We start from the raw sequence: 15939 nt of genomic DNA, 5'->3' as shown, positions 1-15939 counted from the left end.
ACCTAGACGAAGAGGTTTAGAAATGAAGAAGTTTGTAGGAATGCTGGCGTTGGCTGGTGCGGTAGCGCTGGTTCTCACGGGGTGCGCCAGCGGAGGGACCACCGTCGGCGGCGGGTCCACCGCAGGTTCCGGTTCTGGGTCGGACAGTTCCCCGGTCAAGGTCGGGTTCTCTCAGGTCGGCGCAGAGAGTGGCTGGCGATCGGCCAACACGACGTCGCTGAAGAATTCGCTCGACGACGCGAATGGGTTCAAGCTGACGTTCTCCGACGCACAGCAGAAGCAAGAGAATCAAATCGCAGCCATCCGGAGTTTTATCACGCAGGGTGTGGGTGCGATCGTGTTCGCACCGGTTGTCGAGACCGGATGGGATGACGTGCTGAAGGAAGCTAAAGATGCCAAGATCCCCGTCATTCTCGAAGACCGTTCGGTCGACTCCGATCCCAATCTCTACACCACCCGCGTGGGCGACGACTTCGAAAAGGAAGGGGAGACTGCTGGAAAGTGGGTTGCTGACACGTTCAATGGCAAGAAGGCGAACCTCGTCGTTCTCGAAGGGACGACCGGTTCATCCGCAGCCAACGACCGCACGACAGGCTTCAACAAGGCGATTGTGGGCAGCGATGTCAAGGTTCTCGATTCGCAGACCGGCAACTTCACGCGCAGCGAAGGAAAAACGGTCATGGAGGGCTTTCTGCAGAAGTACGGAAAGACCATCAACGTCTTGTTCGCCCAGAACGATGACATGGGATTGGGTGCGCTCGACGCCATCAAGGCCGCCGGCCTCACTCCGGGCAAGGACATTCAGATCGTGACGATCGACGGCACGAAAGATGGCTTGACGGCGCTGTCGAATGGGGCATTCAACTACGTCGTCGAATGCAACCCGCTGCTCGGCGATCAGGTCGCCGCCATCGTCAAGAAGGTGGTCGCCGGTGAAACCGTCGACAAGCTCTACCTGGCGAAGGATCAGGCATTCGACCAGGCGCAGGCAACCGCTGCCCTTCCCACGCGCCAGTACTGACAACCCGAACGGTTAGGGGTGCGAGCCGAGATATCGGCCCGCACCCCTAACCGAAGTAGTAAGGAGAGAGATGTCTGCCCCAGAAGTCGTTGTTGAGGTTCGCGACGTGTCGATTGAGTTTCCTGGCGTCAAGGCTCTGCAGAATGTCGGACTCAGCCTTCGAGCCGGCGAGGTGCACTCGTTGATGGGAGAGAACGGTGCCGGCAAATCTACGCTCATCAAGGCGTTGACGGGTGTATATGCCGTCGATTCTGGCACGATCGTCGTCCTCGGGGTTGAACGTGATTTCAATGGAACCGCGGATGCTCAGGCGGCGGGCATCTCAACTGTCTATCAGGAGGTCAACCTCTGTATCAACCTGACGGTCGGCGAGAATGTGATGCTGGGTCATGAGAAGCGAGGGTTCTGGGGTATCAACTGGTCTGCTACTCACGACGCCGCAGCCCAACACCTGCGGCGTCTCAATCTTGACATCGACCCTCGCTCGCCGCTTGCTAGCCACTCCCTCGCCGTGCAGCAGCTCATCGCCATCAGCCGGGCGATGGTGATCAACTCGTCTGTCTTGATTCTTGACGAGCCGACGTCGAGCCTTGACCAGTCTGAGGTGGAGAAGCTCTTCGACGTGATGCGCGCTCTGAAAGCCGAGGGAGTCGCCATCTTGTTCGTCTCCCACTTCCTGGATCAGGTGTACGAGATCTCTGACCGGCTGACCGTTCTGCGCAACGGGGAGCTGGTCGGGGAATATGTGCCGGCCGAGCTCGATCGCCTCGGCCTTGTGGCGAAGATGCTCGGACGCGAATTCAGCGAATTGGAGTCGCTGGGCGAGCAAGTCGCACACGAGAGGCGCCCCCGTGAGACCGATCCGGTTCTGGCTGTTTCGGCCCTTACGCGAAAGGGCAGCGTCGAACCCGCGGACCTCGCCCTGTTCTCGGGCGAGGTCGTCGGGTTGGCCGGGCTCCTTGGGTCTGGCCGCACGGAATTGGCTCGAACGATCTACGGAGCAGACCGGGCCGACTCGGGTCGAACGTTCGTCAATGGAGAACCCGTGCGGCTTGCCACACCGCGTGACTCGGTCGATCAGCGCATCGCGTTTTCATCGGAGGACCGGCGAGCGGAGGGCATCGTCGGTGACCTGACGATCCGGGAGAACATTGCGCTCGGCGTTCAAGCCAAGCGTGGATGGGCCAGACCGATGACCCGGCAGGCGCAGGATGAACTCGCGCTGAAGTACATCGCAGCGCTGAACATCAGGCCCGCCGATCCGGAAGCGCTTATTCGCAATCTCTCCGGGGGCAACCAGCAGAAAGTGTTGCTCGCACGCTGGCTTGCCACGGCGCCGCAAGTGCTCATTCTTGACGAGCCGACGCGCGGAATAGACGTGGGGGCGAAAGCCGAAATCCAGAGGCTCATCACCGAACTCGCTGCAGACGGCATGGCCGTGCTGTTCATTTCATCGGAACTCGACGAGGTCGTCCGTCTGTCGCAACGCATCTGCGTGTTGCGGGACCACAAAATAGTGGCAGAGATCACAAACAGGGAAGGCATCAACGTGGATGACATCGTGGCACTCATCGCTATCGGAGGTGGCGAATGAAAACCGTTGCCCGCCACCGACTCTTCTGGCCCGTCGTCGCACTCATCGCGTTGATCCTGATCAATACCGTCAGCCGCCCGAGCTTTCTGAGCATTACGGTCAACGACGGCGAACTCTACGGGTCGTTGATCGACATCCTCCGAAACAGCGCCCCCCTCATGCTCGTCGGTGTCGGCATGACACTCGTGATCGCGACTCGGGGCATCGACCTCTCCGTCGGCGCCATCATCGCTATCTCCGGCGCAGTATCCCTGAGCTTCATAGCGAACTCGGGGTCACCCGAATCCCCGGTGACAGTCGGTGTCGGTATCGGCCTCGGCGTCGGCGTCTCGCTCATTTTGGGCCTCTGGAACGGCTTTCTCGTCTCTGTCGTCGGTATCCAGCCCATCATCGCGACGTTGGTGCTCATGCTCGCCGGCCGAGGTATCGCAATGCTCATTACCCAGGGCCAGATCGCCACCATCACAAGCGCACCGTACTCCTTTATCGCCTCCGGCTACATCTTCGGATTACCCGTACCGTTTTACGTCTCCCTCTTCGCCGTGGCGACAGCCGCTCTTCTCGTTCGCCGCTCGGCGTTCGGTGTTCTTCTCGAGGCTGTCGGTATCAACCCGACGGCGAGCAGACTGGCCGGCATCAAGTCCAGGAGCATCATCTGGATCGTGTATGGGTTCAGCGGTCTCCTGGCGGGTGTCGCCGGCATTATCTACAGCTCGAACATCATGGCCGCTGACGCCAACAACGCAGGGCTCAACGTCGAGGTCGATGCGATCCTCGCAGTTGTGATCGGCGGAACCTCCCTCGCTGGGGGAAAATTCATGCTCTCTGGAACAGTGGTCGGAGTGCTGATCATCCAGACGCTCACAGCCACCGTAACCTTCCTCGGGGTTCCCCCCGCTGTGACCCCACTCTTCAAAGCGATGGTAGTCATCGCGGTTTGTCTGCTGCAGTCCCGAAGAGTCAGGGTGCTGTTGACGAACCGGCGTACGACGACTCCCCTCACCGTGCACCCCGATTCTGTGAAAGTGAGCGCCACCGTATGACCGCCGCACCCGTCATCGACACCGTGCCACCACGCGCGCGATTCCAGCGACGCGTACCCCGATGGAAGCTGAGGCTCTCGGCATGGCTGCCGGTGCTAACCACGTCGGTGATTCTGCTTTCAATGTTCATTGCAGGCCAGACAATCTTTGGCAATTTCTTCACGAGTCGCCTCATCTCATCGTTGTTCCTCGATAACGCCTACCTGATCGTGCTGGCCGTTGGCATGACCTATGTGATCCTGACCGGGGGCATAGACCTGTCCGTCGGAGCGGTCGTCGCGTTCAGCGGTATCTTCGGAGCTGAGCTTCTGCAAACAGGGTGGCCGGCCATCATCGTGATCCCCGCCATCGTACTGAGCGGCAGCGTGATCGGGGCGCTTGTGGGGGTGCTGGTGCAAATTTTCGAGATCCAGGCCTTCATCGCTTCGCTGGCCGCCATGTTCCTCGCTCGTGGGCTCGCGTACGTTGTCAGCCTGCAGTCGATTCCGATCACGGACCCGGCGGTCATCTGGCTCGAACGAACCCGGTTTCAGATCGGAGGCGGCTGGTTCGTGACACCCACTGTCATCATCGCCCTCGTCACCGTGCTGGTGTCGGTGTGGATTCTGCAGTACACCCGGTTCGGGCGAAGCGTCTACGCGATAGGCGGGAACGAACAATCAGCCCGCCTTATGGGCCTTCAGGTGGCCAAGACACGTATTGCGGTATATATCATCAGCGGAACCTGCGCCGGGATCGCCGGGCTCATCTTCGCGGCATATACCGGCTCGGGTTACAGCCTCACCGGCATCGGAATGGAACTCGACGCCATCGCGGCGGTAGTCATCGGTGGCACCATTCTCACGGGCGGCAGCGGATACATCATCGGGTCGCTCTTCGGCGTCATGGTCTATGGTCTGATTGAGATCAGTATCACCTATATCGGTGTCGATTCCTGGTGGACGAAAATCGTTGTAGGCGGCTTGTTGCTGGTTTTCGTTGTTCTGCAGCGGGTTTTGGTCGCTCGACCCAAAAGATAGAAGCGAGAGAGTCGATGCGGACTGACACCCCGGTACTTGAACTCCGTGATGCCACCGTCGAATTCGGTGGGGTCCGCGCTCTGGACAACGTGTCTTTTCGCCTGTTCGCGGGTGAGATCCATTCTCTGATCGGCGAGAATGGGGCCGGCAAATCAACATTGGTCAAGGCGCTCACCGGGGTTCACTCCCTCGCCGCCGGAAGCATGATGGTTCGGGGAATCGGAGTGTCTTTCAGATCACCGTCTGATGCGCAACGCGCCGGCATTCAGGCCGTCCATCAGGAGATAGAGCTTCTGACGAATCTCAGCGTTGCGGAGAACATCATGCTGGGACGAGAGCATCACAAGGCCCTCGGCATCGACTGGAGGCGGCTGCGTCGCGATGCGAACCGCTCCCTCCGCGAACTTGGGCTCGATATCGACCCGAGATCACCGCTGGGTGCGCACTCTTTGGCCGAGCAGCAGCTGGTCGCGATAGCACGCGCTCTTGCCGGGAAAGCCGACATCCTCATCCTCGACGAACCGACCTCGGGCCTCGACCAGAATGAGGTGTCCGAATTGTTCCGGGTGCTTCACGCCCTGCGTCGAAGTGGCGTCGCCGTGCTCTTCATCTCTCATTTCCTGGAGCAGGTTTACGAGGTCGCCGACAGACTGACGATCCTCAGAGACGGACGAAGCGTCGGCGAGTTCCTCACCAGCGACATCCTGCGTATCGACGTCGTCGAGAAGATGACCGGCGTTCGTTCGCACCCTCCTCGGGCCCTGGTGGCCGAAAGTTCAGGTGAAAACATGGAGGGTATGCAGGGCGCGCCTGAGCCCTTCTTCCGCGCCCGCCGCATCGGCATGAAGGGTGTCGTCTCACCCTTCGACTTGTTTGTCGCCGAAGGTGAAGTTGTGGGAATCGCTGGTCTGCTCGGATCGGGACGGTCGGAACTTGCCCGACTGATCGCCGGTATAGAGAAAGCCGACTGCGGCCAGATCGAGATAGACGATCGGCGGGCACTGCTGAATACACCCTCCCGCGCCCTGTCACGCGGCGTCGCCTACTCGTCAGACAACCGCGCTCTCGATGGCATCATCGGCGAACTGTCGGTTGGCGACAACATCCTGCTGGCGCTGCAGGCCGAACGCGGTTCGCTCCATCGGCTTCCCAGAAGGCATCGCGATGAGCTCGTGATGAGCTACATCGCCGCCTTAGACATTCGCCCACGGGATCCGGCCGCCAAAGCGTCGACCCTTTCAGGCGGCAACCAACAGAAAGTTCTCCTGGCGCGCCTCCTCGCTCTCGCTCCGCGATTGCTCGTTCTCGATGAACCCACCCGTGGAGTGGACATGGCCTCGAGAGCCGAGATCCAACGCCTCGTCACTGAGCTCGCGGCGAACGGGATGTCGGTGATCCTGATCTCCGCTGAGTTTCGGGAGTTGATCGGGGTCAGCGACCGTATCGGGGTGATGAAAGCAGGAAAGCTAGAAGCAATGCTCGAAAATGACGACCTTTCGGAGGATCGGTTGCTCGAGATCATCGCGTACGGCGCAGCAGAATAGGTACGCCTTACTGTTCAGATGCGACGCCTCGGCATAATGGGGAATACACACACAGCTTGATCAGGAAGGAGAATGGTGGCTGAGCAAAGCGGTCGGGCCAGGTCAGCCACCATCTTCGACGTCGCGCGTCTGGCCGGTGTCTCCCATCAGACCGTCTCGCGAGTGATCAACGACCTCCCCAACGTCCGACCCGCCACTCGGGTGAAAATCGAGGAGGCGATAAGGCAACTCGGCTACACACCATCCCCGGCGGCCCGCGCCATGGTTACCCGACGCTCCCGCATCATCGGAGTCATCACGATAGGGGCTGCTGACTACGGACCCTCCTCCACAACGTTGCACGTCAACGAGGCCGCCCAGGAAGCCCGCTACTCCGTTCTGATGGTCAGCATCCTCTCCGCCACCAACGTTCGGGTCAGGGAGGCGATTGAGTCGCTGCTGCGCCAGAATGTCGAGGCGATCGTCATAATCTCAACGCACCGCAGCATCCTTGACACGGCCTACCAGCTCGAGATCGGAGTGCCCCTCATCACCGTCGACCCGAGCGCACCACCCGGCCGCGACAGCGTCTCGATAGATCAGTTCTCCGGCGCCCGCGGCGCTGTACGCCACCTCATCGAACTCGGACACCACGAAATCGGCCACATCGCAGGTCCGAGCGATTCACCGGATGCCCTCGAGCGAGTTAGAGGCTGGCGTTCAGAACTCGCCGAGCATTCCCTTGTCGCGCGCGACCCGGCCATCGGTGACTGGACGGCCCTGAGCGGGTACCACATTGGCTTGTCGATCCCGGATCACGCACTCACAACGGCGTATTTCGTGTCCAACGACCAAATGGCACTTGGGCTCATCCACGCTCTCATCGAACGAGGCAGCCGGGTGCCGGAGGATATCAGCGTCGTCGGTTTCGACGACATTCCCGAAGCGGAACACTTCCAACCTCCCCTGACCACCGTTCGACAAGACTTTGAGGCTCTCGGGCACCTCATCATGAATCGGGTGCTGAAGACTCTGACAAACACGGACTTCACCAGCGAAAACCCCATCGTCGCGCCCCTCATCACCCGGAGCTCAACTGCGCAACTGAAATCCCTCACGCGCTTCAAAGCCCGGACGGCGTAAGACCACTCGTGAACGCGGGCGTATCCCTTCGTCTCGTCGACTGTGCACTCGCCTCTGCCACCCGATAGCAGCGGCTTGAGTGTCACTCAGACCTTCCCGCTGGGGCGTCGCGCGCATTTGGCCCCGCACGTCACTTCGCCAAGGCGCCTGCAAAGAGTGCAGTCGCGGCGAAGTCGATTCCCCACGAACTGGTCCAGGTATCGCCCGGAGCGATCCAGTGCACGCTGTCGCTCGTGTTCAAGGCATCGGGTGGCGCCGTTGTTGGCTCCACAGTCAGTGCCCAACCCACGCCGTCTGCCGTCGGAAAGAATGTTGTTGTGAACACCTGAGCCTGGTTGTAGTTCTCGTCGCCCCAAAGCTCGACGCGGCGACCGTCGGGTGCGGCAATTGTGTGCCGGAAACGCCCATCTGCGTCACATGTGAGATCGAAATAGGCCGTATCGAGGTCGAGCTCACCCACGACCGCTCCGTGAGAGAGATCGTACCGAGTCCCCGAGACGGCCTCCGTTCCCGTCGGGTTCAGCCGATCATCCACGGTGACCCGCGAGGCCGCACGCACGGTGACCGTCAACTGCTCGGTAGGAACGTCCCCTATGCGAAAGTACGGGTGCGCACCGATAGCGACTGGGGCGTCTCTTTGGCCCGTGTTGGTGATGGCGTGGGTGGTCGTCAGCACGGGCTGTGCTTTACCGGACGCGGGCGAGTCGCCCGCGAACTCGCTCGCTTCTACCCCTGGTCCGACCTCACTGAGAGGGCCAGATGACGAACCAATGGTGAATGTCGTGTCGACCCTGAGGTCGAACGGATACGCTTCGCTCGAATCGATGAGCGCGCGCAGAGTGATCGAAGAATCACTGCGTCGCACGACCGTGTGTACGAGGTCAAAGAGAAAGCCGTGCAGTGCATTGCCTCGGTCAGGTTCGGTCAGCGGAAGTTGACGCTCGATAGGGCCGTCGAACCAGAGCCCGTCGCGCTCGCGATTGGGCCACGGGATCAGCATCCAGCCAGCGCAGTACTCCGGATATACACCGGCATCGAACCCCTCGATGAGAGCAACACCGTCAACCTCGAGAACGCGCAGCATGGCTCCGAGTTCAGTGACAACCGCAGTCATACGGCCGTTCGCACCTCGCAACTCGAACTGCTGCCCAGTGGGTTTAGGCCTGTCGGCGGGAGTGGTCATCGGGTTACACCTTTTCATTGTTGCGCCGTCAATTGGTCTATTCAACAAAGGAGGATATAGGACGAAGCGACGTGCGAAGTCTCGAGAAGACCGGCCTCGACTTTCCGTGAAGTGCACCTGGGCAGGGAACAACCCTGCCAGACCACGCCGGTGTACCCCAGCAATCAGATCGTACGGCTTTCGGGGTGCCCGGAATGGGCTCACGGTATTCCGCGTTCTTCATTGATTGAGTTCGCCCCGTCGACGACCAAGACCTGTCCACTGATGTACGACGCCCCATCGCTGGACAGAAAGGTAATAGCATCTGCGACCTAGTCAGGCCGACCCGGGCGGCCCATGGGCCAAAACCCGTTGACCTCATCAGCCCGACCACTCACTGAAGCCACCCCACCCGAAGTCGTCAGATCAGCGACCACGACGACTGCATCCACGCCAAGCGCGCTAAGCTCGGCAACACGCTCAAAGATCCTTTCGCTCGTGGACGTAACGACAACGTGAACTCCTCCGATACCCAGCTGACGCGCAGCAGCGAAGCCAATCCCCCCCGGGGCTCCCCACACCCGTGATAATCGCGACTCGCGACGAAACCATACTCACTTCAATACCCTCCAGGTCCGCAGTCACAAAAGACCATGCACCACGCAATTAGAACGCGTTCGACGCACCCTGTCGTAGTTGTCGAAAGAGTCTGTGACGAGTCCGACGGAATCCACTCCGATCGACGTGAGATACAGATCCAACAACACCATGATCGGCGGCTTCGCGCCGAGAATGATTGCTTTTCGCCTTGAGGCATATTGCCGATAGGCCCGCGTGTTCGAGGCGCGGGAGTTGGATTCTATGTGGATTGGATTACGAGGTCACCCTGATGGCGAAGGCAATAGCCCGATCGAACAGTGCGGCTGTTGCGTCATCGTCGGCGCCTTTCCAGAAGTGCCCGGCTCCGGGCTCCAGGTGTAATTCCACGTCGACCCCGACCGCTCGAAGCGCGTCGGCCAATAGCTCGCTCTGCACTGGGGGCACCTCGGTGTCTGCGCTGCCGTGCGCGATGTGGAACGGCGGCAAACCAGCCGCCGCCTGGCGGGCCGGGCTGGCGGCGGCTGCACGATCGGGTATGGAAAGAACGGGTGCACCCAGCCAGAGATCTTCTCGGGACGTTCCCGCACCATCAACCCCTTTCTGGGCAGTGAACGCCGCCATCTCGAACAGGTCTGCCGGCCCGTACCAATCGATGACCCCTCGAACAGCCTGCGGTCGCCGCATCGCAGCGAGCGCCGCAAGTGTCGCCCCTGCTGATCCTCCCCAAAGCACGACGCGGGAGGCGTCGAGCCCGAATTCCTCTGCGTGCATGTCGATCCAGTCAAGCGCGGCAAGCACATCGTCAACCTGCGCCGGGAAGTGCGCCTCACCACTCAGGCGATAGTCGGCAGCGACGACCGCGAAGCCAGCGGCGACGATCCTGTCGAACGAGCGCTCCTTAGAGACGAGCGGCGTAAAGACAGCCCGGCTCCCGACGCGCCACCCGCCGCCGTGAAGCTCGAGCACAACGGGTACCGCCCGCGCGTCAGCCGGCAGATGCAGATCGAGAGACACGGGTCGATAGCCCGGGTGCACGCTGAATGGCACATCGCGAATCTCTCGTGCTAGGCCTTGCGGGTGAGCTGACTGTGTCACTCGAATCGAAAGTCTGGCATGAAGACCGTGCCGAACGTGCGGCCGGCCGCAAGCATCTGCTCTATCGGGGTGATGTAGGGCACGCGCGGTGGACCCATCGCGTCTGCCGGTGCAGGTGTGCCCATGTCGAGGAAGAACCTTTCGAAACCTCCCGTGTTGACTCCGAGAATGCGAGTGGTCGCTTCCATGCGAAAGGCGTGAACAGTGTTGAGAGGCACGAAACCGAAGTCACCGGTGGCGAGCGTGCGCTTTCCCTCAAAGCCCTTCTGGTCGTTCATCCAGACGGTGATGGAGCCGTCGACGACGTAGAAGATCTCGTGCGCAGTGGTGTGCAGATGCGGCGGAATCATCTCTCCCTTCGGTGCATCGACGGTGAATACACCGTATTGCCCTTCGGTCTCGTCGCCCGAGAGCAGGATCGTGAAGAGCTGGTCGAAGACGATCGACTTCTCCCCCTCGCCGTTAGCGAGGTAGAAAGGAGCCGGCGCTCCTGGGAGAACACTCCCGGGTGGTTTTGACACGCTATGCGAATCTGTTTGCGCTATCGACATGGTGCTACCTCCTTGTAAACATGTGCCTCAAGTCTTGCCCATGCCTCACGATTGCACCAGCACGAATGTCCTAAGCATCGTTAGTCTCGGCCTAATATTGAGCCATGGAAGTCCCCATCCACGTCATCAAGTACTTCTGCACGCTTGCCGATGAGCTGCACTTCGGCAAAGCTGCTGCGTCCCTCGGCATTGCTACACCCTCGCTAAGCCAGCAGGTTTCGAAGCTTGAAGCCTCGCTGGGGACCAAGCTGTTCGAGCGCAACTCCCGGCAAGTCTCTTTGACGTCTGCGGGCCTAGAGCTTCTTCCCCTCGCCCGGCGTGTCCGCGATGATCACGATCACCTGCTCGCGTGGGCGGACAGGCAGCAGCGAAACGTTGACGGCAGGCTTCTGCGTATCGGAATGGTTGCTGCGGGCGCTGGCCCCCTGACCACCAGGATCCTCGCGGCAGCAGTCGACAAGCTTCCTGCCATGCGAATCGAGATGAGGCGAATAGGGTTCTTCGACACCAGTAATGAGTTGCTGGAGGGTCGTGTCGATGTCGTTTTCGCGCCCGCCCCCATGCATATGGATGATCGGATACTCGCCGAGCCGCTCTGGCGGGAGCCCCGAGTTCTCGTGGTTCCCGATGGGCACCGCTTGGCAGCCAGGGAGTCGATAGGGATCATGGAGTGTGCCGAAGACGTCTTTGTGAGCGCTTCAGGTGGCGCACCCGACATCATCGACTGGTGGCTCGCCGACCCGCGCCCCGACGGCTCGCATCCGCTGCGAGGCCCGGTGGCAGACGACTTCGAAGGCTTGATAGAGCTTGTCGCTGCTAGGGTCGGCGTCAACATAGCATCATTCGGAGCTTCGCAGCAATTCCGGCGGGACGGTGTGAGCTTCGTTCGCATCACCGACATTGAACCGGCGACGATTCTGCTCTGTTGCCTCAAGCGCCAAGTGAACCCCGAGGTTGCCGCGTTCATGGCGTTGGGCGCCGAACTCGCACGTGCTTTTGCGTCGAGCCGCATCGCCGACAATAGCTACTGATACTCAGAGGACACCGAGTTAATTAGCGGCTTCCTAACGCCCCGATCAAACAGTGAACGTGTTCTCGAGCCAACCGATTCCCTCGATCCCGCTGCGCAAACTGTCGTCGACCGTGATGAACCTCTTTGGAGTGCGAGCATTGCCGATGCCAGAAGGCGTGCCGGTGAAGATGATATCGCCGGGTAGGAGCACGCACACGCGGGAGAGCTCGTAGATCAGGTCGGCTACGCCATAGATCATCGCCGAGGTGCGTGAATCCTGCATCACCTCGCCAGAGAGCGAGCAGGTGATGGCAAGATCGTCAGGGTCTTCGAACTCGTCGGGCGTGACGAGCCACGGGCCGGTGGGGCCGAAGCCCGGGTACGACTTGGCTAGGCTGAACTGGGGGCGCTGGCCCGCAAGCTGGTCCTCGCGTTCCGACAGATCCTGGCCGACCATGAGACCCGCGACATGATCCCAGGCCTCCTCTTTTCTCACGTGGTGGGCGCGACGCGAAATGGCGATGACAAGCTCCACCTCCCAGTCGACAGAACCCGGCGGCAGCTCGACGACGGCGTCCGGTCCTGTCAGGCAGGTCGGAAATTTGGTGAACGTCACTGGCAGCGAACCTTCGGGGTACCCGGCCTCGGCCTGATGCTCCCGGTAGTTGATTCCAATTGCGAAGACCTGTTGCGGCCGTGGGACTGGCGGGCCGAGCAGCGAGCGGTCCACCGGCTCGCCACCGCCTTCGACGGATTCTGCCCAGGCGACAAACGCGGCCCAATGCTCGAAGAGAGCCTGTGGGTCCGACCCGAACGCACCGCTACTCGCCCGCTCGACATCGACCGCGCTGTCGCCGAAAACCAGCACAGCGCGGCCAGAGAGGTTGGCCAGTCTCACCAGTCGACCCGCTCGGGCGCCGGCTCGCCGTGCGCCTCTTCCCAACTGACGACGTGGTTCTTGAGCGTACCGATCCCCGTGATCTCCGCCTCGATCTGATCGCCGGGCTGGAGGTAGAACTCGAACGGGTTCGTCTGCACTGCGGCAACACCTGAGATGGTACCGGTGGTGATGATGTCGCCTGCGCTGTAGATCTGCGGGGAGTGATATGCCACAAGATGCGGGAACTGGATGCGCGTCTGGTTCGTGTTGCCGTTTTGGCGTACCTCTCCGTTGACTCGGAGCTGCATGGGAAGCTCGTGCATGTCGGGGACCTCGTCGGCCGTGACGATCCACGGCCCGATCGGGCAGAACGTGTCGATGCCCTTACTGAACGAGAACACTCCTGACTCCATCTCCTTGCGCTGGATGTCCCGCGCAGTTATATCGTTGAACACCGTGAAACCGGCGATGTAGTCGACGGCTTCATCGGGGCCGAAGAACTTGCCAGACTTGCCGATGATGATCGCGAGCTCCAGCTCATAGTCGAGCTCTTTCGTGAGACCCTCCGGGTAGACGATGGCGTCATCTGGCCCGATGATCGCGTCGACGTTTTGAAAGAACACGATTCCTTTGTGCACGGGGTGCGACCAGTCGACCGCAGCGAGTTCCTTGTGGTGATCGGCGAAGTTCCCGGCGGTATGGAAGAACTTCTTGGGCTGGATGGGCGCGCGTAGCCGCACATCGCTGTACCGGAGCCGCTCGCCTGTCTCTGTGACGTCGCCGCCGCGCTCGAAGTACTCGCGGGTCGAGGGTACGTCGAGTTCGATGACCACGCCCTCTTCGAGTTCGAGGCGACCAACGCGCCCGCTGTCGAAAGTGATGAGTTTCATGTCCTTATGCTCCTACCATATTGAATCCGCCATCGGCGAGCAGATAGCCGCCGGTCAAGTGTGCCGCTTCGTCGGTGGCCAGCCAGAGGCACGTCCCCGCGACGAACTCGGGAGGGGGAATGACGCCCATTGGAGTTTGGGAAATGAGTGTCTCGCGACGCCCTGACTTCCAGTCTGCGCGGTTCAGCAGTCGCTCGGTCTCCATGAAACCGGGGGCGAAGGTGTTCACTCGTACCGCGGGGGCGAGAACCTTGGCGTACGACTTCGTGATGCCGAGGATTGCGTATTTGGCTGCGGCATACTGCGGGGCGCGGGGCGAGCCGCGCACGATCACGGTCGACCCGACGTTGATGATGTTTCCGCCAGTGGGCTGTTCGAGCATCCGCTCACCAAATTCGTGGGTCATGAGCAGCGTGCCCTTGACGTCGATGTCGATGACCGAGTCGAGAGCCTCTTGTGTGAGGTCGCGCCACGACATCTGTTCGCTGGAGACGTCCCCGACATTGTTCACGAGCACGTCGAGGGTGCCGAAGGCTGCCCAGACCTCGTCAGCCATCTTCTTGATGGCATCCCAGGTGCCGATATCAGCCTGAACTGTGATCGCCTCGCCGCCAATCGCCTCAATTCGCGCGACCGTCTGCTCGGCACCAGTCCTGGATGACCGGTAGTGCACTGCAACCCGGGCTCCTTCTTGCGCGGCTCGAAAGGCGATCTCTGCACCGAAACCGGTGCCAGCACCGGTGACCAGCACGGCCTTACCTGCGAAGCGGGGATAGATCTGTGGTTCTGTCGACATCGTTGGAACTCCTACGGTTCTGTGGTTGAGGCTAGATAAGTGTGCGGCCACCGTCGATGTACAAGACGTGCCCAGTGATGAACGACGCTCGCTTCGACGAGAGAAAGAGGGCGGGGCCGACGATGTCTCCAGGAGATCCGAGTCGGCCTGCAGGCACCAGGTTCTCCAAGCCATCACGCACGCCGGGCCTGGCAAGGTAATTGCTGGTGAGTGCGGTCTCCACATAGCCGGGAGCGATTGCATTCACGCTGACTCCCGAGCTCGCCCACTCTGATGCCATGACGCGCATCATCTGGTTGAGCCCGCCCTTCGATGCGGCATACGGCGCGTGATTCTTGTGGGCAAGAAGGCCGGAGACAGAGGAGAGCACGACTATTCGACCAGCCCTCTCGGCGACCATGTGGCGACCTGCTGCCTGTGTGACGGCGAAAGCGGTGAACAGGTTGACCTTCATGACGTTCTCCCACTCGTCTTCGCTGAATTCGAGAACGGGACGACGGTCGTTGATGCCGACGCAGTGCAGAAGAATGTCGAGCCCACCCATAGCCGCAATGGCTTCGGAAACAACCTCGGCGCCGGCGCCGGGCTGAGTGAGGTCTGCCGTGCGGGTGATCGGAGGCCTTTCGAACTCCGGCTGCGCCGCAAGCTTCGCGAGAGAGTCAGCATCGCGATCGACGATCATCACGGTTGCCCCGGCAGCAGCATAACCCTTGGCGCATTCGCTGCCGATGCCTCCGCTACCGACGACGAGAACTCTGGCGCCGCACAGCCCCAGCCAATCGGAGCCTGTTGGCGACTCGAGCGTGAGTTCATCAGACAGAGGCACGGATGATTCCTTCCTGGGGGGCCTTGGAGCCGGTTATCCACCCGACGACAGAATCGTTGTCGGTTTCATTTGTAGCAATGTCGGCGACCTTGCGACCGCGGTTGAGCACGACGATTCGATCGGCGACCTCGAAGCAGAGGGGCAGATTGTGCGTGACGACGACGACAGCAATCTTCCTGGTGGCCATGCGCTTGATCAGATCTTCGACCTGGCGGGTTTGCGCGTAGCCCAAGGCCGCAGTGGGTTCGTCAAGAAGCAGTACACCTTTGCCCGAGGCATGGGCTCGAACAGCACTTCGCGCGAGCGCGACCACTTGGCGCTGCCCCCCCGACAGCATCTCCACGGGCCGAGAGACCGGAGCAGTGGTTACACCGAGCGCCTCGAGTTCGCTGGCCGCTTCGCGGCGCATCGCCTTCTTATCAAGAATTCCCAGCCAGCCGAGCGGCCCCTTTCGCACCGGCTCGCGCCCCAGCGTCAGGTTTGTGGCGACGTCTGCGGCATCAATCAGGGCGAGGTCCTGGTAAACCATTTGAATCCCCGCGTCACTGGCGTCGCGAGGCGACCGCAGGTCGACGAGCTGACCATCTACCTCGATGGTGCCCTCGCTGGGGCGGTGCGCCCCAGACATGACCTTCAAAAGTGTCGATTTTCCCGCACCATTGTCGCCAAGTACAGCCACAATCTCGCCGGCGCGCACGGTGAAGTCGACGCCATCGAGGGCCTTCACGAAGCCGTAGTTGAGTCCGATGCCGGTGAGCGTCAGGCTTGCAGTGGTGCCTGGCAT

At 61.0% G+C, this 15939-nt stretch carries 16 protein-coding genes; 7 read left to right on the top strand and 9 right to left on the bottom strand.

What is annotated here, in order from left to right; genetic code table 11:
- Window positions 1–22: 22 nt before the first annotated feature.
- The 6 genes from JOE66_RS01495 to JOE66_RS01470 all read left to right on the top strand — a co-directional run bounded on the left by JOE66_RS01495 (window position 23) and on the right by JOE66_RS01470 (window position 7343).
- Complete coding sequence (locus JOE66_RS01495) at window positions 23–1021, top strand: ABC transporter substrate-binding protein (RefSeq protein WP_205106389.1); 999 nt, start codon at window positions 23–25, stop codon at window positions 1019–1021.
- 70 nt (window positions 1022–1091) lie between these two features.
- Complete coding sequence (locus tag JOE66_RS01490) at window positions 1092–2615, top strand: sugar ABC transporter ATP-binding protein (RefSeq protein WP_205106388.1); 1524 nt, start codon at window positions 1092–1094, stop codon at window positions 2613–2615.
- Window positions 2612–3658, top strand: a complete 1047-nt coding sequence (locus tag JOE66_RS01485; protein ID WP_205106387.1) for an ABC transporter permease — start codon at window positions 2612–2614, stop codon at window positions 3656–3658. Before JOE66_RS01490 ends, JOE66_RS01485 begins: the two co-directional genes overlap by 4 nt.
- Entirely contained in the window at window positions 3655–4677 is a 1023-nt protein-coding gene (locus tag JOE66_RS01480; RefSeq protein ID WP_205106386.1) for an ABC transporter permease subunit, read from the top strand. Before JOE66_RS01485 ends, JOE66_RS01480 begins: the two co-directional genes overlap by 4 nt.
- Window positions 4678–4691: 14 nt before the next feature.
- Window positions 4692–6221 carry a sugar ABC transporter ATP-binding protein gene (locus tag JOE66_RS01475; RefSeq protein ID WP_205106385.1) on the top strand — a complete coding sequence of 510 codons (1530 nt, stop codon included), beginning with the start codon at window positions 4692–4694 and terminating at the stop codon, window positions 6219–6221.
- A 72-nt stretch (window positions 6222–6293) separates the two neighbouring features.
- Window positions 6294–7343 (top strand): LacI family DNA-binding transcriptional regulator, encoded by a 1050-nt coding sequence (locus tag JOE66_RS01470; protein ID WP_205106384.1) that lies wholly within the window; start codon window positions 6294–6296, stop codon window positions 7341–7343.
- A 130-nt stretch (window positions 7344–7473) separates the two neighbouring features.
- Here JOE66_RS01470 and JOE66_RS01465 read toward each other — a convergent pair whose 3' ends face one another.
- The 4 genes from JOE66_RS01465 to JOE66_RS17425 all read right to left on the bottom strand — a co-directional run bounded on the left by JOE66_RS01465 (window position 7474) and on the right by JOE66_RS17425 (window position 10721).
- Window positions 7474–8526 (bottom strand): aldose 1-epimerase family protein, encoded by a 1053-nt coding sequence (locus tag JOE66_RS01465; protein ID WP_205106383.1) that lies wholly within the window; start codon window positions 8524–8526, stop codon window positions 7474–7476.
- Between the two features lie 311 nt (window positions 8527–8837).
- Window positions 8838–9086 carry an SDR family NAD(P)-dependent oxidoreductase gene (locus JOE66_RS17025; protein ID WP_307826997.1) on the bottom strand — a complete coding sequence of 83 codons (249 nt, stop codon included), beginning with the start codon at window positions 9084–9086 and terminating at the stop codon, window positions 8838–8840.
- A gap of 292 nt (window positions 9087–9378) precedes the next feature.
- Window positions 9379–10119, bottom strand: a complete 741-nt coding sequence (locus tag JOE66_RS01455) for an alpha/beta hydrolase (RefSeq protein ID WP_205106382.1) — start codon at window positions 10117–10119, stop codon at window positions 9379–9381.
- 77 nt (window positions 10120–10196) lie between these two features.
- Window positions 10197–10721, bottom strand: coding sequence for a quercetin 2,3-dioxygenase (locus JOE66_RS17425; RefSeq protein ID WP_205106381.1), 525 nt, complete (start codon window positions 10719–10721; stop codon window positions 10197–10199).
- Between the two features lie 134 nt (window positions 10722–10855).
- Between JOE66_RS17425 and JOE66_RS01445 the strand changes: the two genes are divergently transcribed.
- Window positions 10856–11782 (top strand): LysR family transcriptional regulator, encoded by a 927-nt coding sequence (locus JOE66_RS01445; RefSeq protein WP_205106380.1) that lies wholly within the window; start codon window positions 10856–10858, stop codon window positions 11780–11782.
- 45 nt (window positions 11783–11827) lie between these two features.
- Here JOE66_RS01445 and JOE66_RS01440 read toward each other — a convergent pair whose 3' ends face one another.
- The 5 genes from JOE66_RS01440 to JOE66_RS01420 are packed head-to-tail and all read right to left on the bottom strand — an operon-like array spanning window position 11828 to window position 15939.
- Complete coding sequence (locus tag JOE66_RS01440) at window positions 11828–12661, bottom strand: fumarylacetoacetate hydrolase family protein (RefSeq protein WP_205106379.1); 834 nt, start codon at window positions 12659–12661, stop codon at window positions 11828–11830.
- A complete protein-coding gene (locus tag JOE66_RS01435; RefSeq protein WP_205106378.1) occupies window positions 12658–13533 on the bottom strand; it encodes a fumarylacetoacetate hydrolase family protein in 876 nt (291 codons plus the stop codon). Before JOE66_RS01435 ends, JOE66_RS01440 begins: the two co-directional genes overlap by 4 nt.
- A gap of 4 nt (window positions 13534–13537) precedes the next feature.
- On the bottom strand, window positions 13538–14329 hold the full coding sequence (locus JOE66_RS01430) for an SDR family NAD(P)-dependent oxidoreductase (RefSeq protein ID WP_205106377.1): 792 nt from the start codon (window positions 14327–14329) through the stop codon (window positions 13538–13540).
- 31 nt (window positions 14330–14360) lie between these two features.
- Window positions 14361–15155: an SDR family NAD(P)-dependent oxidoreductase gene (locus tag JOE66_RS01425; protein WP_307826996.1), complete on the bottom strand. Its 795-nt coding sequence runs from the start codon at window positions 15153–15155 to the stop codon at window positions 14361–14363.
- Complete coding sequence (locus JOE66_RS01420) at window positions 15142–15939, bottom strand: ATP-binding cassette domain-containing protein (RefSeq protein ID WP_205106376.1); 798 nt, start codon at window positions 15937–15939, stop codon at window positions 15142–15144. The genes JOE66_RS01425 and JOE66_RS01420 overlap by 14 nt, the downstream gene beginning before the upstream one ends.

It is taken from the genome of Subtercola frigoramans, assembly GCF_016907385.1.
In the GTDB taxonomy this organism is placed as follows: Bacteria; Actinomycetota; Actinomycetes; order Actinomycetales; family Microbacteriaceae; genus Subtercola; species Subtercola frigoramans.
The sequence above is the reverse complement of the archived record's forward strand: the minus strand, read 5'-3'. Positions and strand labels throughout refer to the sequence as shown.